This is a genomic window from Streptomyces luteoverticillatus (assembly GCF_003970715.1).
GTDB classification, from domain to species: Bacteria; Actinomycetota; Actinomycetes; order Streptomycetales; family Streptomycetaceae; genus Streptomyces; species Streptomyces abikoensis.
Map to the genome: position 1 here is coordinate 2830001 of NZ_CP034587.1, position 17369 is coordinate 2847369.

Annotated in this window: 13 protein-coding genes (1 of these 13 cut by a window edge); 3 read left to right on the top strand and 10 right to left on the bottom strand. The window is 73.7% G+C overall.

The genetic code is table 11. From position 1 onward, the window contains the following. Window positions 1–1209 carry the 5' portion of an adenosylhomocysteinase gene (gene ahcY, locus EKH77_RS12210; protein ID WP_126914418.1) on the bottom strand. It extends 246 nt beyond the left edge of the window, so the window shows 1209 of its 1455 coding nt (coding positions 1–1209); its start codon is at window positions 1207–1209; its stop codon lies off the left edge, out of view. Window positions 1210–1568: 359 nt separating this feature from the next. Here ahcY and EKH77_RS12215 point away from each other — a divergent pair, with 359 nt between their 5' ends. Then, window positions 1569–3602, top strand: coding sequence for a fructose-specific PTS transporter subunit EIIC (locus tag EKH77_RS12215; RefSeq protein ID WP_397613306.1), 2034 nt, complete (start codon window positions 1569–1571; stop codon window positions 3600–3602). Between the two features lie 102 nt (window positions 3603–3704). Here the strand turns inward: EKH77_RS12215 and EKH77_RS12220 are convergent, their stop codons facing one another. From EKH77_RS12220 to EKH77_RS12245, 6 genes are all read right to left on the bottom strand, one after another. Continuing rightward, window positions 3705–4631, bottom strand: coding sequence for a cation diffusion facilitator family transporter (locus tag EKH77_RS12220; RefSeq protein ID WP_126914420.1), 927 nt, complete (start codon window positions 4629–4631; stop codon window positions 3705–3707). Window positions 4632–4694: 63 nt separating this feature from the next. Continuing rightward, complete coding sequence (gene manA, locus EKH77_RS12225; protein ID WP_126914421.1) at window positions 4695–5912, bottom strand: mannose-6-phosphate isomerase, class I; 1218 nt, start codon at window positions 5910–5912, stop codon at window positions 4695–4697. A gap of 87 nt (window positions 5913–5999) precedes the next feature. Then, entirely contained in the window at window positions 6000–7172 is a 1173-nt protein-coding gene (locus EKH77_RS12230; protein WP_126914422.1) for an SIS domain-containing protein, read from the bottom strand. A 104-nt stretch (window positions 7173–7276) separates the two neighbouring features. Next, window positions 7277–7462 carry a Trm112 family protein gene (locus tag EKH77_RS12235; RefSeq protein WP_126914423.1) on the bottom strand — a complete coding sequence of 62 codons (186 nt, stop codon included), beginning with the start codon at window positions 7460–7462 and terminating at the stop codon, window positions 7277–7279. 151 nt (window positions 7463–7613) lie between these two features. Next, window positions 7614–8972: a phosphomannomutase/phosphoglucomutase gene (locus EKH77_RS12240; protein ID WP_126914424.1), complete on the bottom strand. Its 1359-nt coding sequence runs from the start codon at window positions 8970–8972 to the stop codon at window positions 7614–7616. Between the two features lie 96 nt (window positions 8973–9068). After that, complete coding sequence (locus EKH77_RS12245; protein ID WP_126914425.1) at window positions 9069–9509, bottom strand: DUF3499 domain-containing protein; 441 nt, start codon at window positions 9507–9509, stop codon at window positions 9069–9071. 273 nt (window positions 9510–9782) lie between these two features. On the opposite strand from EKH77_RS12245, the gene EKH77_RS12250 reads away from it, so the two are divergent. Then, window positions 9783–10277, top strand: coding sequence for a metallopeptidase family protein (locus EKH77_RS12250; RefSeq protein WP_126914426.1), 495 nt, complete (start codon window positions 9783–9785; stop codon window positions 10275–10277). A gap of 13 nt (window positions 10278–10290) precedes the next feature. Here EKH77_RS12250 and EKH77_RS12255 read toward each other — a convergent pair whose 3' ends face one another. The 3 genes from EKH77_RS12255 to EKH77_RS12265 all read right to left on the bottom strand — a co-directional run bounded on the left by EKH77_RS12255 (window position 10291) and on the right by EKH77_RS12265 (window position 16091). Next, a complete protein-coding gene (locus EKH77_RS12255; protein ID WP_126914427.1) occupies window positions 10291–11862 on the bottom strand; it encodes a DUF5719 family protein in 1572 nt (523 codons plus the stop codon). Further along, on the bottom strand, window positions 11859–15530 hold the full coding sequence (locus EKH77_RS12260) for a glycosyltransferase family 2 protein (protein ID WP_126914428.1): 3672 nt from the start codon (window positions 15528–15530) through the stop codon (window positions 11859–11861). Before EKH77_RS12260 ends, EKH77_RS12255 begins: the two co-directional genes overlap by 4 nt. Window positions 15531–15827: 297 nt before the next feature. Next, window positions 15828–16091 carry a WhiB family transcriptional regulator gene (locus tag EKH77_RS12265; RefSeq protein ID WP_004952403.1) on the bottom strand — a complete coding sequence of 88 codons (264 nt, stop codon included), beginning with the start codon at window positions 16089–16091 and terminating at the stop codon, window positions 15828–15830. Between the two features lie 735 nt (window positions 16092–16826). On the opposite strand from EKH77_RS12265, the gene EKH77_RS12275 reads away from it, so the two are divergent. Beyond that, on the top strand, window positions 16827–17333 hold the full coding sequence (locus EKH77_RS12275) for a cysteine dioxygenase (protein ID WP_126914430.1): 507 nt from the start codon (window positions 16827–16829) through the stop codon (window positions 17331–17333). Window positions 17334–17369 lie beyond the last annotated feature (36 nt).

A 17369-nucleotide genomic window follows, 5' to 3' on the forward strand; every position in this document is an offset into this window, starting at 1 on the left:
GGTCGCGTTGCCGAGGTTGAGGAGGCGGCCCTCGGACAGCACGATGAGGACCTTGCCGTCGGGGAAGGTCCAGGTGTGGACCTGGGGCTTGACCTCGTCCTTGACGATGCCGGGGACCTTGGCGAGGCCGGCCATGTCGATCTCGTTGTCGAAGTGGCCGATGTTGCCGACGATGGCCTGGTGCTTCATCTTGGCCATGTCCGAGGCCATGATGATGTCCTTGTTGCCCGTCGTGGTGATGAAGATGTCGGCGGTCTCGACGACCTCGTCCAGGGTGGTGACCTGGAAGCCGTCCATGGCGGCCTGGAGGGCGCAGATCGGGTCGATCTCGGTGATGACGACCCGGGCGCCCTGGCCGCGGAGGGACTCGGCGCAGCCCTTGCCCACGTCGCCGTAGCCGCAGACGACCGCGACCTTGCCGCCGATGAGGACGTCGGTGGCGCGGTTGATGCCGTCGACGAGGGAGTGGCGGCAGCCGTACTTGTTGTCGAACTTCGACTTGGTCACCGCGTCGTTCACGTTGATCGCGGGGAAGAGCAGCGTGCCGGCCTGCTGCATCTCGTAGAGGCGGTGGACGCCCGTCGTGGTCTCCTCGGTGACGCCGCGGATCTCGGACGCCAGCTGGGTCCACTTCCGCGGGTTCTCCGCGAGGGTGCGGTTGAGGAGGGTGAGGATCTGGGCGTACTCCTCGCTGTCGGCCGTGGCCGGGTCGGGAGCGGCGCCCGCCTTCTCGAACTCCACACCCTTGTGGACGAGGAGGGTGGCGTCACCGCCGTCGTCCAGGATCATGTTGGGGCCGCCGGTGGGCGTGCCCGGCCAGGTCAGCGCCTGCTCCGTGCACCACCAGTACTCCTCGAGCGTCTCGCCCTTCCAGGCGAAGACGGGGATGCCCTGGGGGTTCTCCGGGGTGCCCTCGGGGCCGACGGCGATGGCGGCGGCCGCGTGGTCCTGAGTGGAGAAGATGTTGCAGGACGCCCAGCGGACCTGCGCGCCCAGTGCCGCCAGGGTCTCGATGAGGACCGCGGTCTGCACGGTCATGTGCAGGGAGCCGGTGATGCGGGCGCCCGCCAGCGGCTGCGCCTCCGCGTACTCCTTGCGGATCGCCATCAGGCCGGGCATCTCGTGCTCGGCGAGGGTGATCTCCTTACGGCCGAAAGCCGCCAGCGACAGGTCCGCGACCTTGAAGTCCTGACCGGTGGTGGTAGTCATACGGCTGCTCCTCCTACAGGGGCGAGCGGGAGTGGGTACGGCTGTGCGTGCGGACGGACAGCGTCGTCCGGTCGTCGCGCGGACGCGGCTCAGCGCGGTCCACGGCGCGATCGGTCGCACACTGCTCCCCCGGCCGCAGCCCAGTCCGTCGGAGGCCCTCTCTCCCTCGGCCGGCCCGTCGCGCGGGCCGCCCGACCTGCCATCAGCAGCGACGTCTGGCTCTTGGCACGAATCTACACCGGGGCCCCTGCCGAGCCCCAGCCCCGAGCGCCGGGTTCCGGACTCGCCCCGGACGACCTGTCCGTCGGGCCGTCAGTTGTTGCAGGATGCGGGCACGATGAGTTTGTGAGGAGATCCACGTGACGCCATCAGCGGATCCGTCCGCCCCCGCGACGAGGCACGGGCGGCGGCTCAAACTGCTTGCCGTGACCGCCTGTCCGACCGGAATCGCGCACACGTACATGGCGGCGGAGAAGCTGACGCAGGCGGCGGAAGCGCTGGGCCACGACATCAAGGTGGAGACGCAGGGCTCCATCGGCGCCGAGAACGAGCTGACCGACAACGATGTCAGCCGGGCCGACGGGATCATCGTCGCGGCCGACAAGGACGTCGACCTCAGCCGGTTCGTGGGCAAGCGGCTGCTGGTCGTCGGCGTCGCCGAGGGGATCCACCACCCCGAGCGGCTGATCGAGCGGGTGATGGCGGCTCCGGTCCACGAGGGGGATGGCGGTGGGATGGGTGCCGACGGGGGCGGCGTGGGGAGCCGGGGCGGGCCGGGTGTCCTCGGGCCCGGGCTCGGGGCCGGGCGGGGGACCGTTTACAAGGCGCTGATGAACGGCGTCTCGTACATGATCCCGTTCGTCGTGGTCGGCGGGCTGCTGATCGCGGTGTCGCTGGCGCTGGGCGGGCATCCCCGGCCGGACGGCGGGCTGGTGATCCCGGACGGCACGTTCTGGAAGCACGTCAACGACATCGGTGTCATCGGTTTCACGCTGATGGTGCCGATCCTGTCCGGTTATATCGCCTACGCCATCGGCGACCGGCCCGCGCTGGTGCCGGGCATGATCGGCGGCTGGATCGCCAACACGGGCGCGCTGTACGACTCCAAGTCCGGCGCGGGCTTCATCGGGGCGATCGTGACGGGCTTCCTGGCCGGCTACCTGGTTCTGTGGATCAAGAGGATCCGGGTGCCGAGGTTCGTCCGGCCGATCATGCCGATCATCGTGATCCCGGTGGTGGCCACCTCGGTCCTCGGCCTGTTCTTCATCTATGTCCTCGGCAGGCCCATCGCCTGGGTCTTCGAGCACCTCACCGGCTGGCTGGACGGTCTGACGGGGGCGAGCGCGGCGCTGCTCGGCGTGCTCCTGGGGCTCATGATCGCCTTCGACATGGGCGGGCCGGTCAACAAGACGGCCTTCCTCTTCGGCGCCGGTCTCGTCTCCAAGAACCCGGAGATCATGGGCATGTGCGCCGCCGCCATCCCCGTGCCGCCGCTCGGGCAGGGGCTGGCGACGCTGTTGCGGCGCGGGATGTTCAGCGAGCAGGAGCGGGAGACCGGGCTGGCCGCCCTCTTCATGGGCTTCTTCGGCATCACCGAGGGAGCGATTCCCTTCGCCGCGGCCCGGCCCGCGCGGGTGATTCCCGCGAACATGCTGGGCGGCGCGGTGGCGGGCGCGATCGCGGGGCTCGCGTCGGTGGGGGACAGCGTGCCGCACGGCGGGCCCATCGTGGCCGTGCTGGGGGCGGTGAGCGGGGTGGCGATGTTCTTCGTCGCGATCGGGGTGGGGATGGTGGCGACGGCGCTGACGACGGTGACGTTGATGGCGGTGGGGCGGGGTGAGCGTGCGGGCTCCGCTGAGGGCGGCAGCGGTGCCGGCGCTGTGGCGGTGCCTGTCGCTCGTACCGGTGGTGTGGGCGTGGCGGCCCCGGGCGCGGCCGATGTTCTGTCCGGCTACCTCACCGCGCGGACCGTGCGGCTGGACCTCGCGGCCGTCCGCAAGGAGGCGGCGATCCGGGAACTGGCCGAGGTGCTGGCCGGCACCGGGCAGGTGCGGGACGTCGACGCGCTCGTCACGGCCGCGCTCGCCCGCGAGGAGCTGGGCACCACCGGGCTGGGCGAGGAGATCGCCATTCCGCATGCGAAGACGGACGCGGTGACGGCCCCCGTCGTCGGCTTCGCCCGGTCCGCCGAGGGGATCGAGTGGGGGGCGCTGGACGGCTCGAAGGCCCGGCTGATCTTCATGATCGCCGTGCCGGAGGCGTTGGCCGGGGACGAGCACCTGCGGATTCTCGCGCTGCTGGCACGGAAGCTGCTGGATCCGGGGTTCCGGGAGCGGTTGCTCGATGCGGAGGGGGAAGGGGCGGTGCTCGGGGTGTTGGCCGAGGTTCGGTAGGGGGCGGGTGCCCATGGGGCCGGGTGCCGCCGGGGCCTTGAGGGTCCCCGATCCCTCCCCTTCCCGTTTCTTTCAGGGGCTCCGCCCCCGAACCCCCGGTGCTCAGGCGCCGGACGAGCCGGCCTGGTAGATGTCCGGTTCCAGGTAGATCACTCGGGCGATCGGGACGGCCTCGCGGATGCGGGATTCCGCGGCGTCGATCGCGCGGGCGATCTGGGCCGCCGTGTCCTCGCCCCGTACCGCGATCTTCGCGGCGACCAGCAGTTCCTCCGGGCCCAGGTGGAGGGTGCGCATGTGGATGACCCGGGTGACGGACTCGCCGTCCACCGCCGCCGCGCGGATCCGTGCCACCTGCTCCGGGCCCGCGGCCTCGCCCAGCAGCAGCGACTTCGTCTCGGCCGCCAGCACCAGCGCGATCGCGACGAGCAGGGTGCCGATGCACAGCGTTCCGATGCCGTCCCACACGCTGTCGCCGGTGGCGATCGTCAGACCCACGCCGCCGAGGGCGAGGACGAGGCCGACGAGCGCGCCGAAGTCCTCCAGCAGGACCACGGGCAGCTCGGGGGCCTTGGCCGTGCGGATGAAGGAGCTCCAGGACTGCTCGCCGCGCAGGGCGTTGGACTCCTTGATGGCGGTGCGGAAGGAGAACGACTCGGCGACGACGGCGAAGACGAGCACGCCGACGGGCCAGTACCAGTGCTCCAGCGGGTGCGGATCCTTGATCTTCTCGTAGCCCTCGTAGAGCGCGAAGACGCCGCCGATGCTGAAGAGCACGACCGAGACGAGGAAGCCGTAGATGTAGCGTTCCCGGCCGTACCCGAAGGGGTGTTCCTCGCTGGCCTGTTTCTGGGCCTTCTTGCCGCCGAGGAGCAGCAGCGCCTGGTTGCCGGAGTCGGCGACCGAGTGGACGCCCTCCGCGAGCATCGACGACGAGCCACTGAAGGCGAACGCCACGAACTTGGCCACCGCGATGGCCAGGTTGGCGCCCAGCGCGGCGACGATGGCCTTGGTACCGCCTGATGCGCTCATATGTGCGGGTTTTCCCTTCCGGCCCTGCGGCTGCTCTGCATTGCTTTTATCAGTACGGCGCTTTTATGAGTACGGCCCCGACGTGGCACGCACTGTGGCGCGGAAGGCGGTGCCCTCGCCGCCGAGCTCGACCCGCTCCCCCGCCCGTACGAAGGCGGACTCGCCGCTCCCGAGGGTCAGTTCCGTCCCGTCCTCGCCGCGCAGCAGGGCCCGGCCCGCCGCGCACAGCAGGATCTGGGGGGTGCGAGCGTCGAGGCGGTGGGGCGCCGAGCCGGGGGCGAGCGCGTATCGGGAGAGGCGGAACTCCTCCACCGGCGTCTCGTACTCCTCCGCGCCGTCGACGTCGGCCTCGGGGCGCAGAACGCCCGGCGGCGTGGCCTCGAAGCGGACCACGCGCAGCAGCTCGGGGACGTCGACGTGCTTGGGGGTGAGGCCGCAGCGGAGCACATTGTCGGAGTTGGCCATGATCTCGACGCCCAGGCCGGAGAGGTAGGCGTGCGGGACGCCGGCGCCGAGGTAGAGGGCCTCGCCGGGCTGGAGGAGGACGTGGTTGAGGAGCATCGCGGCGAGGACCCCGGGGTCGCCCGGGTAGTGCCGGGCGAGGGTGGCGTAGGCGGCGTACGCCGCGCGGTGGGGGACGTCCTCTGCGGCGAGGCGCCCGGCGGCTGCCGCCGCCTCGGTCACGGTCCCGGCGACGGCGGTGCGCTCGGCGCTCAGCACGGCGGTGAGGACCTCGCGCAGGGCCGCGCTCTCCGGGTGGGCACGCAGCAGGTCCACGTACGGCTTGAGGCCGTCGACGTCCAGGGCCGCGAGCAGCTCGGCGGTGGCGTCGGGGGCGCGGAATCCGCAGAGTCCCTCGAAGGGGGTGAGGGCGCAGATGAGCTCGGGCTTGTGGTTGGCGTCCTTGTAGTTGCGGTGCGGGGCGTCGACGGGGACGCCGCGTGCCTCCTCGTCGGCGTGGCCGGCCTTGGCCTGGTCCAGGTCGGGGTGGACCTGGAGGGAGAGCGGGTCGGCGGCGGCGAGGATCTTGAACAGGAAGGGCAGACCGGGGCCGAAGCGGGCCACGGTGTCGTCGCCGAGCTCGCGGCGCGGGTCGGCGGCGATCACCTCGTTCAGGGCGACGGGGCCGGCGCCGCGGTCGACGCGGGAGGGGGCGCCGGGGTGGGCGCCCATCCACAGTTCGGCCTGGGGCTCTCCGGTGGGCGCGGTGCCGAGGAGGTCGGGGATCGCGGTGGTGGAGCCCCAGGCATAGGGGCGCACGGTGTTGAGAAGGCGGTCCATGGGGACGGTTCCTGACTTGTCGGACGGGACCGGGCTTGCGGACTCTCGTGCGGACTTGCTGACTTGCTGACTTGCGGTTCTACGGGTCTACGGAGTCACGGGTTTGGCCGCGAGCGCGAGGTAGACGGCGGCGAAGTCCGTGATGGAGAGGAGGTCGGCCGCGGTCTCCAGCGGGCCGGTCTCCTCGTCGGCCTCCAGCTCGCTGACGGGCGTGTCGCGGTGCAGGGCGAGCTCGCGCGCCGCCCCGGCCGGGGAGGTGACGTCCGGTCCGCGCTCGCGGAGGAGGACCACCCGGGCGTGCAGCGCCTCGGGCTCGTCGACCCGGTCGCGGAAGAAGTCCTCGGGGTCGGCGCCCGCGGCGAAGTCCCCGGCGAGCAGCGTGCCGTGCGCGGTGAGCGCCTCGGGCAGCTCGGCGGCGAGCGCGGGGCGCCCGGCGAGCGCGGCGAGGACGGTCGCGAAGCGGCGGCCGGCCGCGGCGGCGAGCTCGCCCTCGGTCCAGATCAGCGGCAGGGTGTCGGCCAGCTCGGCCGCCAGCGTCTTGGCGGGGTTGCCGTACGTGGCGATGGCGGGGCCGCAGCGCTCGGCGATGTGGTCCAGCCGGTCGGCGAGCGCCTCCAGGGCGGCGTGGGGCGCCTCGGCCAGGCCGATGCGGTCGGCCAGCACGAGGAGCGGGGTGAGCAGCGACCAGAGCGTGCCGGGCCCGGTGGGCAGGACGGCCAGGGAGTCGCTGTCCCGGGGAGCGTCGCCGGCCATCGTCGTCTCGTAGGGCGTGGCGGTCAGCGGGATCGCGAGGCCGCGCACCTGGGCGGTGGCGTCGGCGAGCGGGGAGCCGGTCGGGGAGACGGTCACGACGGTGCAGCCGCGCCGGTAGGCCTGCTCCAGCAGGAGCGCGAGGCCCGGTTCCGTTCCGTCCGGGCTGGCGACGAGCAGCAGGTCGAGCGGGCCCGTCCAGCCGGGGAGGGTCCAGCGCAGGGCGCCCGGGGCGGGCGCGACGCCCGCCGGGCGGATCAGGGTGACGGGGCAGCTGTCCCCGGCGAGCGCGGCGAGCAGGTCGGCGGTGGAGCCGCCCGCGGGCCCCGGGCCGGCGACCAGGACGGCGCGCGGGCGGCCGTCCGGCTGGAGCGCGTCGACCCCGGCCTCGGCCGCGTCGCGCATGGCCGTACGGACCCGGGCGCCGGATTCGGCGGCGCCCCGGAGCAGGCCGTGGAGGTCGGCTCGGGAGAGGCCGTCGGGGTCATCGAGGAGGGACTCGTCGAACACCGTTGTTCAGCCTCCGTGTGCCGTGGGTTTCGCCGTGGGGTACGGGGTTGCGGGGTCGCCGCCCGCTGTCGGACGCCTGCGCCCGTCGGACGCCTGCGCGGCCGTCACGCGGGGCGGCGGGCCTCGTCCACGAGGAGGACGGGGATGCCGTCGCGGACGGGGTAGGCCAGGCCGCAGCCCTGGCCCTCGCACACCAGCTCGTGGGTGTCCTCGGAGGGGGTCTCCTCGCGGAGGGAGGCGTGGCACTCCGGGCAGGCGAGGATCTCCAGGAGACCGGCTTCGAGCGGCATGGGGTTTCCCTTCGGGGTGGTGCGGGGCGCTGCGCCGCGCTGTTGCTGTGAGGTCAGCGTAGTCGCGTGGGCGGTGGTTTGGTCGGTGCGGACCGGTGGGCGCTTTGTGCCCGCCCGTTCCGCCCTGCGGAACGCCCGCCCACAAAGCTGTTTACGCGCGGACGATCGACAAAACCTCGTCGCGGACGCGGGCCACCGTCTCGGCGTCCCGGGCCTCGACGTTCAGGCGGAGGAGGGGCTCGGTGTTGGAGGCGCGGAGGTTGAACCACCAGTCGGCGGTGGCGACGGTGAGGCCGTCGAGCTCGTCCAGCGTGGCGCCGTCGGCGCCCTCGTAGGCGGCCCGGACGGCGGCGGCGCGGCCGGCCTGGTCGGCGACGGTGCTGTTGATCTCGCCGGAGGCGGCGTAGCGGTCGTACTGCCGGACGAGGCCGGACAGCGGGCCGTCCTGGCCGCCGAGGGCCGCCAGGACGTGGAGCGCGGCCAGCATGCCGGTGTCGGCGTTCCAGAAGTCGCGGAAGTAGTAGTGCGCGGAGTGCTCGCCGCCGAAGATCGCGCCGGAGCGGGCCATCTCCTGCTTGATGAAGGAGTGGCCCACGCGGGTGCGGACGGCCTTGCCGCCCTGCTCGGCGACGACCTCGGGCACGGACCACGAGGTGATCAGGTTGTGGATGATCGTGCCGCCGGGGTGCTTGGCCAGTTCGCGGGCGGCGACCAGGGCGGTGATCGCGGAGGGGGAGACGGGCTCGCCGCGCTCGTCGACGACGAAGCAGCGGTCGGCGTCGCCGTCGAAGGCCAGGCCGATGTCGGCGCCCGTCTCGCGGACCTTCGCCTGGAGGTCGACGAGGTTCTTGGGGTCGAGCGGGTTGGCCTCGTGGTTGGGGAAGGTGCCGTCCAGCTCGAAGTACATCGGGACGAGGTCGACGGGCAGCCCGGCGAGGACGGTCGGAACGGTGTGGCCGCCCATGCCGTTGCCCGCGTCGACGGCGACCTTCAGGGGGCGGATGCCCGTGAGGTCGACCAGCGAGCGCAGGTGCGCCGCGTAGTCGGCGAGGACGTCGCGCGAGGTGATCGTGCCGGCGGTGGCGGCGGGCTCGGGGGCGCCGGTCTCCAGCCAGCCCTCGACGAGGGCGCGGATCTCGGCGAGGCCGGTGTCCTGCCCGACGGGGGCGGCGCCCGCGCGGCACAGCTTGATGCCGTTGTACTGGGCGGGGTTGTGGCTGGCGGTGAACATCGCGCCGGGCAGGTCCAGTTGCCCGCTGGCGAAGTAGAGCTCGTCGGTGGAGCAGAGGCCGATCTCGGTGACGTCCACGCCGAGCGCGGCGGCGCCGCGGGCGAAGGCGCGGGACAGGCCCGGGGAGGAGGGCCGCATGTCGTGGCCGACGACGATCGCGCTCGCGCCGGTCACCTGGGCGAAGGCGGCGCCGAAGAGCTCGGCCATGGGCTCGTCCCACTGGTCGGGGACCACGCCGCGCACGTCGTACGCCTTCACGATCTGCGACAGATCAGCCACAGCCAACCCCTCCTGGACTCCGGTACGGGACCACAAACCTACCTGCCGTCACCGTCCGCAACGACCACGCGTGGTGGGTGGGGGCCGCACGGGCCGTCAGGAGTCGGGCGAGCGCAGGACCCTGAGGTGGCCTCGGCGGGCGACCTCCATCGGATCGGCTCCCCGGCCCGTCGGCGCGACCACGCTCGGGGCGGCGCCCGGACCCGCCGTGCGCTCCTGGGGGCGCGCGGCCTCGCGCACGGCGTTGGCGAGTGCTTCGAGGTCGTCACCGCTGGGGCGGGCCGGGCCGCTGTCGACGGCGAGACGGACGACGTCCCAGCCGCGCGGCGCGGTCAGCCGCTCGGAGTGCTCGGCGCACAGGTCGTAGCAGTGGGGCTCGGCGTAGGTGGCGAGCGGGCCGAGGACGGCGGTCGAATCGGCGTAGACGTACGTCAGCGTCGCGACGGCCGGGCGGCCGCACGCGGTGCGCGAACAGCGACGTACAGGGCTCACGAGGTTGGACGGTACCGCACTCTTGAGCGGGCCGCGACGACTCACCCCCGGCTCACTCCTCCGTGTCGTCCCGGTTCGCACCGTGGACAGCGTTGTCGAACGGCCTGGTCGACCCCGTCGGGACCGGGGGGACAGGCGTCCGGTGACAAAGAAAACTGTCACCAGCGGGTACACATAGTGTCATTCGGCATGGGAACGCCGATCCGGCGGGTGGCTGCAATTGATCGCAGACATGGCCGGAACGCTCATCGGGCGACATGCCGGGAGATGGGCGGCTACCCCGCGCGTACGGCCGGTCGGCGGATACCCTCGGGTGTGATGGACAACCCCGTAACTCGCCCGGCCGCCGCCGGGGACGCCCCCGGTCCCACCGGGCCCAGGCCACGCCGCCGCGACCGCCATGGACGCGGTATGCGCGGCCCCATCGCGCCCCCGCAGGTGCCGCTGTCGGTCAGCAGGGCCGACGCGTTCGTCGACCTGGTCCAGGACTCGGCGGAGCGGCTGGAGCGGCGCTGGCCGCAGCTCGCGGCCGTCGAGTTCCAGGTCCGCGAGGTGCCGGCCGAGCCCGGCACCGGCCCCGGCGACGATCCGCTGGAGGCGCTCCTGGACGGCGAGACCGTGCCGCTCGGGCGGTACGTCGCCGCGCGGGGCGAGGACCCGGACCGGATCGTCGTCTACCGCCGTCCGGTGGAGATCCGCGCCAAATCGCGTGACGAGCGGGCGCTGCTCGTCCACGAGGTCGTGGTGGAGCAGGTGGCGGAGCTGCTCGGGCTCGCGCCCGAGTCGGTCGACCCGCGCTACGGGCAGGACTGAGCGCCCCGCCGGATCAGCCGTTCAGCATCGACAGGTCCTGTTCGGCCTTGGGGACGGCCACGCTGGACCGGTCGTCCGGAATCGGCTGGATCGTGAACATCGGGACGCCGTCCTTGGGCAGCGCCAGCATCCGCGAGGCGTGGACGGGACCGCCCGAGACCTTCTCCACGGTCACGGCGAACACGCCCTTGCCGTCGGCGGGCTGGGGCGGTTCGACGGTGAGGGTGGTCCCGGCCTTGACCGTGTAGGTCTTGCTGACGGGGGTGCCGCCCTCGCTGCCCGCCGACGCGGTCACCTTCACCAGGGCCTCCTTCCCGGGGGCCACGAGGGACAGCGTGCTCGCCTTGGCGCGGTTGTCGGCGACGGTGCCGCGGCCCTCGATCGCCGGGGTGGCGGGGATGAAGGCGGTCTCCTGCTTGTCGTCCTTGCCGCGCGTCACGCGCAGCGCGGCGACGACCGGGCCGCTGCCGCGCGCGCCGGTCAGCAGCAGGGAGCCCGCCTCGCCCTTGGTGAGGTCCCCCAGGTCGACGACCGTGGTCATGCCGCTCTTGACGTGCAGCGACTCGTGGCCGGCCGGGCTGATGGAGCCGCTCGGGCCGGCGAGCCGCACGGTGACGTCGGCGTCGTCCGTGCCCGGCGCGAAGGCGACGAGACGGACGGAGGTCGCGTCGGCCGGGATGCCCGGCAGCACCGCGCCCGCCGCCGCGTCGGCGGACGGGGCCAGCCAGTCGCCGCCGGTCTTGTCGTCGGACGCCTGCACCGCCGCCCCCACCCGGCCGGACCGGGCGGCCACGTGGAGGGTGAGGTTCTCGGTGGGCGCGTCCGTGAGCGACGACAGCAGCACGGGGACGGTGGAGCGGGGCGGGACGGTGACGCCCTCACCGGAGGGGGCCTTGATCCGACCCTCGGGGCCGTACAGCTCCAGGTCGACGACGGCCGCCGAGTTGTCGGGGTTGGACACATGGACGTAGTCCTGGCGCCCCTTGGCGGTGCTGGCGCCCGGGAACCAGAAGGACGTGTCGGGCGGCGCGCAGGTCAGGCCGTGCAGCCCGCGCCCGCCGCCCGCCGCGACGGTGGTCGTCTGCTGGGCGGTCCAGCCGGGGGCCAGGGGCCCGGCGGCGGAGCCGAGGAGGGCGGGGGCGTCGGAACGTTCCGTGGTGGCCGTGACGGGCTTGCCGGGCTCCTTCAGCGACAGGACGGGTTTACCCGGATCGGTTTCGGCCTTTTTCCCGTCCTTCTTCTTGTCATCCTTCGCGGAGTCTTTCGCGGAGTCCTTCGAAGCGTCCTTCTTGGGCTCGTCCTTCTTGCCGTCCGTGCGTGCCGGGCCCGCCACGGGCAGCAGGTCCGCCGTGGACCCGGCCGCCGCGCCGCCCTTCCCGGGTGGCGTGAAAGCGGTGTACGTCGTGCTCGCCACGTCCGACGAGGTGGGCGCCGGGCAGAGCAACGTCGAGCGCTGGACGGGCATCCGGCCCGCGCGCGGCGGCGCGCCCGCGTGGTCGCCCGACGGCGGGTTGAGCGCGGCGACACCCGTGACGACGGCGAGCACGGCCGTCGTGGCGAACAGGGACAGGGTGGTGCGGTTCACTGCTGCTGGCTCCCGTCACGGTGGGGCCCCTCGCCCCCGCCGTACGTCGTGTCGTAGGGCCGGTGCCCGTAACCGTACGGGTCGTGCGCGCCGCCCGCGTAGGGGTCCGTGTAGCCGGTTCCGTATCCGGTGGCGTAGCCGCTCTCCTGGTACGGCTGCTGCTGTCCGTAGGCGCCCTGGTCCTGGGCTTGGTTCTGGGCTTGGTCCTGGGGCTGGTCCCACTCGGCGTACTGCTGCTGGTGCGGGACGGCGGCGTACGGATCGGCGGCGTACGGGTCGGCGTCGGCCACGGCCGGCTGCTGCTCGTACGGGTTGTAGGGATCGTATGAAACGGGCTCGGGCGCCGGGGCGGGCTCGGGGGCCTCGGGCGGGGTGGCGCCGCCCGTCGTGGCCGTCGCCGCGCGCAGCCTGCGGGCGCGGCGTCCCTCCCCCGCGCCGGCCTGGGCCGGTACGGGGGCGGGCGCTGCGGCGGCGTCCTCGGGCAGGTCGTCGTCGACCTCGCGGCGACGGCCCGGCAGGGCGAGCACGACCAGGACGGCGGCGAGGAGCCCCTGGGCCCAGAGCCAGGCGGTCCGCGCGACGGGGGTCTCGTAGGCGACGGTCAGCTTCCCGCCCCGGGCCGGCAGGGCGAAGCCCTGGGCCCAGCCGTCGACGGTGACGGCCTTGAGCGCCCGGCCGTCGAGCGTGGCCCGCCAGCCCGGCGCGGCCTTGTCGGCCAGCCGCAGGACCCGGTCGCCCGTCCCGGCCGGGACGGTGGCGCGGGCCGTCACCGGGCCGGCGGCGACGGGCACGGGGGCGGTGGCGCGGGTGCCGTCGGGCCGGCGCGGTCCGGTGACGACGGTGACGCGGGCGACCTGGTTGTCGACGCGCCAGAGGGAGCTGTGGTCCTCCTTGCCGAGCCGGGTCAGGCCGGGGGTCGCGTCGAGGACGCGGGCCATGTCGCGGGGGGCGCTGTCGCGGACGAGGACGTAGCCGACGGCGTAGTCGCCGAGGCGGCCCGCCTGGTCGGCGCCGGAGCCTGCGACGAGCGCGGCCACCATGGCGTCCAGCTCGCGCTGCCGGCCGGCGGCCGCCAGGGGTTCGGCGTCGCCCAGCCGGGCGCCCGCGCCGCGAACCAGCGTGTACGTCACCCGGCCGGTGTCCCCGCCGAGGACGAGGGTGCGGGCCTGGTCCCGGGTGCCCGCCTCCTCGGCCACGAACGCGGGCACCTGCACCGGGTCGCGCCGCTCCAGCGGCCCGGCGGCGCCGTGCGTCGCCCAGACGGCGGCGGCCGCGGCGGGGGCGGCCCCGGCTGCCAGCGCGATGAGCACGGCGACCGGCTGGCGCCAGCCGAAGCTGCGCGCCGCGACGCGCTCCCGCGCGCCTTCGGCGCCCACGGCGGCCGCCGCGATCAGGGCGAGCCCGTAGAGGAGGGTGCCCGGTCCGGCCCAGACGGAGCGGTTGACCAGTGCGGCGCAGAGCATTCCGGTGAGCGCGACGGTCCAGGCGGTCAGGATCGCCGCGCGGCGGTCGGCACGGAGCAGGGCGGCGAGCGCTGCCAGGACGACGCCGGCGAACAGCAGGGCGCCCGGGGTGCCGGGCCCGCCGGGGTCGGCGGTGAGCAGGCGCAGCGGGCCGGCCGTGCCGTGGCCGTAGGCCAGCCCGGCCTCGGCGAGGAAGCGGCCGGGGTGGGTGAGGAGCCCCAGCGACCAGGGGGCGAGCGCGAGGAGGGGGGTGGCGGCCGCGGCGAGGAACCGGGGGCCGTGGACGGCGGCCCGGGCGGCGCCGCCCCGGACGCAGTTCAGCGCGAGCGCCACGACGCCCAGGAGCACCGCCACCGGCCACACCACGGGCGTGAAGGCGGTGGTGACGGTGAGCAGGAGGGCGTACGCCCAGCAGGCGCGCCACGCGGGAGCCGTGCCCGGCGCGCGGAGCCCGGTGGCGGCGACGGCCGCGCGGGCCAGGAGCGGCAGCAGGACGGCGAGGACGGCGGTGCCCAGCCGGCCGGTGGCGAGGGCGCCGGTGGTGGCGGGCAGGAAGGCGTAGGCGACGGCCGCCCAGGCGCGCAGCGGGCGCGAGGCGATGAGGGGGCGGGCGGCGAAGTAGGCGGTGAGCCCGGCCAGCGGGACGGAGCAGACCAGCAGGAGGGTGAGGGTGATGCCGGTGGAGCCGAGGAGGAGCGTCGCCAGGGTCGCGAGGACGGCGAGGTAGGGGGGCGCGTTCTCGGTGCTGCCCACGCCGACCGGGTGCCAGCCGTCGGTGTAGGCGGACCACAGGTCGGAGAGGTGGGCGGGGACGGGCAGGAGGGCTCCGCCGGAGAGGGAGCCGCCGCCGAACAGGTCGCGGCAGGCGAGGGCGGAGACGAGGAGCAGGAGGGTGAAGAGGACGGGCGCGGGCTTGCGGGCGAGGCGTCTGAGCCGGGCGAACTGCTCGATCTCCAGGTAGTCGGCGTCGTCGCCGCCGGGGCCGGACTCGACGGCGCCGCCGTGGCGTCCGGCGGAGGGGGCCGCGTCCTCGGTGCGGGCGCCGATGTCGCTCGCGAGCTGTTCGAGGGTGGCGCGGACGGTGGCGCCGGGGGGCGGGAAGAGCGGCCGGAGTTCCGCGGGGGCGATGCGGGGCTCGCCTCGCCGTTTGCGCGCCGCGCGGACGCGCCCGGGGCGCAGGAGGACGCCGGCGAAACCGGCGAGTTCGTCGAGGGCCTGTCCGGGCGCCTTGCCGACGATGTAGCCGAGGACGCGCAGCAGGGTGCCGATGACGAGCCGGAGCATGACGTACGGCAGGAGCGCGCCACGGGTGTTGGCGAGGAGGGTGTAGACGGCGCCGGCCTTGTCGACGCGGTGGGGGTTGGCGGGTTTGCGGCCGGCGCAGTCGACGGGGCGGCGCTCGCGGGAGGCGGCCTCGGCGTGGCGCAGGACGGCGTCGGGGGCGACGAGGACGCGGTGGCCGGCGGCGTGGGCGCGCCAGCACAGGTCGACGTCGTCGCGCATGAGGGGCAGGCGGGGGTCGAAGCCGCCGAGCTCCTGCCAGACGTCGCGGCGGACGAGCATCCCGGCGGTGGAGACGGACAGCACGGACCGGATCTGGTCGTGCTGTCCCTGGTCCTGTTCGCGGCGTTCGAGGCCGGTCCAGCGGCGGCCGCTGCGGGCGATGGAGACGCCGGTCTCGAGGAGCTGGCGGCGGTCGTACCAGCTGCGGAGTTTGGGGCCGATGACGGCCGCGTCCGGTTCGGCCTCGGCGACGCGCAGCAGTTCGTGGAGGGCGGCGGGCTCGGGCGCGCAGTCGTCGTGGAGCAGCCACAGCCACTGGACGGGCCGGCGTTCGGCGCGGTCGGCGCCGGGGGCGTCCTCGGTCCAGGTGCGGCCGGCGGGGTCCCAGCCGCTGGAGCGTCTGAGGTAGGGGAGGTCGTCGGCGGTCAGGACCGGGGCCGTGCGGACAGCCTCCTCGACGGCGGTGCCGAAGCCGGCGCGCCGGGCCAGGTGGAGGACGCGGTCGGCGCCGAGGGCGTCCGCGAGGAGCCGGCGGGAGTCGTCGGCGCTGCCGGTGTCGGCGGCGACGGCGTGCTGGACGGGCCGTTCCTGGCCGAGCAGCCCGGCGAGGGCGTCGGGCAGCCAGCGGGCGCCGTCGTGGGCGACGAGGACGGCGGTGACGACGTGGTGCGGGAACGCCGGGGGGATGGTGGGGTCGAACATGGCAGGTGCGGGCCCCGGTTCAGTGGAGACTGCGATGGACGTGTGAGCGCGGCTCTCGTGGGCGCGGGCCCGGGAGGGCGCCCGCCCCACCGCGACCGGTACGTCTCGGACGGGCCCCCACCCTAGTGGCTGTGAAAGCAGCGGTCCGCCTCTCGCGTGCGGGGCGCGAGAGGCGGACCGTGCGGTATGGAGCATGGTGCGGGAGTGGGTGGAGCGGACGGCTCCGCGGTCCCCTCGCCCGGCCGTGGCACGGCCGGCCTTGAACGAGACATCCCGTCAGGTCATGACGCCGGTCTGTCAGACCGCGGCCTTCTTGAGGCGGCGGCGCTCGCGCTCGGACAAACCGCCCCAGATGCCAAAGCGTTCGTCATTGGCCAGCGCGTATTCAAGGCACTCGGAGCGGACTTCACAGGCAAGACAGACCTTCTTCGCCTCGCGTGTGGATCCGCCCTTTTCGGGAAAGAAGGACTCGGGGTCGGTCTGAGCGCACAACGCGCGCTCCTGCCAGCCGAGCTCCTCGTCCGCCTCCTCGACCAGCAGTTGCTGGAACAGCTCGGTCATGTGCGCCCCTCGTCTGTCAATGCGTCCCCGTGTGCTGCCGCGTGTCAGGTGGTCAGGTGCGGCAGAACGACACGAGTGAAATTACAAGTGCGCCGATCCGGGGCAGTCAAGCCGGGATCTGCTATTGGGCCCCTTATTCACTCTGCGGAACCAAGGGCGTGCGGAAAGTTGCCAAACCGCCTCAAGGGTGGACACATCCACCACTCGCCACAAAAGCCACTTCCGACCCGGTCCGGGACAGGGGCCTTCCAGCCTCGAAGAGAAGGACGCGACCTGCGGTGAACCCGTTGCACCCGATATTGACGACCCCGGTAGCCCGACCGCTGTCCGTACACACCGGCAAGCAAACCCTTCACTCCAATCAGTAACCGCACGGGTGAAAGATCCCCCCAAAACGGACACCCGGTTGACAGAGGAGCTCCGGAGCCGGTCTCCTTGGTGACATGCCAGCGACCTCCCTCCCCCTGGCCTCCGCCCCGGGGAACCTCAGCCTGACCCGTGCCTACGGGTCCCGCTGTGCTGTGCAGGCGCGCTGTCGCTGTTCCAGCTGTTGACGCGACCGAGGCCGGTTTCCGGCTCCTCCCGCTCCAGCTGATCTCCACTGCCGCATTCAGTACCGCTGTCTTCGGCACCGCTTGAGATCGCCCTTTCCCGCTTCCTGTCTCTGATCGCTCCTGCCGTGCGTACGCGCGCTCCCGCGCCGTCCCGGCACCCGCGCCGAGGAACCACACCCCCATGAACAGCGACGTCCAGATCGCCGGCGACCCGCTCGCCCTCCCCCACCTGATGCCGCCGCCCGCCGCCCACCCCGCCACCGTCGCCGAATTCGCCGGCCTGGCCCGCGCCATCGCCGCCGACACCGCCTCCTGGGCCCCGCTGGTGCGCTACGACGCCGTCACCCGCTGGTACCACCGGTTGCGCACCGGCCCCGGCTACGAGGTCTGGCTGCTGAGCTGGGTGCCCGGCCAGGGCAGCGGGCTCCACGACCACGGCGCGTCGTCCGGAGTGTTCACCGTCCTCCGGGGCGAACTGGCGGAGCTCTCGGCGCACGGCACCCGCCACGCGCTGGGAGCGGGCGCCCAGCGTGTCTTCGCGCCCGGGTACGCCCACGAGGTCGTCAACGACTCCCTCGAACCCGCCGTGAGCCTCCACGTCTACTACCCGGGCCTCACCGAGATGCCGATGCACCGGCCGCCGCTGTGCGCCTCCGCCGTACGGCCGTCCGCCGTCGTGACGAGCTAGGCGCGGGCGCCCGGGCCCGCCCTTCAACATGGCGGC

Bases quoted from the DNA above. Each gene is read 5' to 3' on its own strand.
- EKH77_RS12275 (WP_126914430.1), top strand. From the start codon at position 16,827: ATGAACAGCGACGTCCAGATCGCCGGCGACCCGCTCGCCCTCCCCCAC.
- EKH77_RS12235 (WP_126914423.1), bottom strand. From the start codon at position 7,462: ATGCCGCTCGAAGCCGGTCTCCTGGAGATCCTCGCCTGCCCGGAGTGC.
- EKH77_RS12260 (WP_126914428.1), bottom strand. From the start codon at position 15,530: ATGTTCGACCCCACCATCCCCCCGGCGTTCCCGCACCACGTCGTCACC.
- EKH77_RS12220 (WP_126914420.1), bottom strand. From the start codon at position 4,631: ATGAGCGCATCAGGCGGTACCAAGGCCATCGTCGCCGCGCTGGGCGCC.
- EKH77_RS12265 (WP_004952403.1), bottom strand. From the start codon at position 16,091: ATGACCGAGCTGTTCCAGCAACTGCTGGTCGAGGAGGCGGACGAGGAG.
- EKH77_RS12250 (WP_126914426.1), top strand. From the start codon at position 9,783: ATGGACAACCCCGTAACTCGCCCGGCCGCCGCCGGGGACGCCCCCGGT.
- manA (WP_126914421.1), bottom strand. From the start codon at position 5,912: ATGGACCGCCTTCTCAACACCGTGCGCCCCTATGCCTGGGGCTCCACC.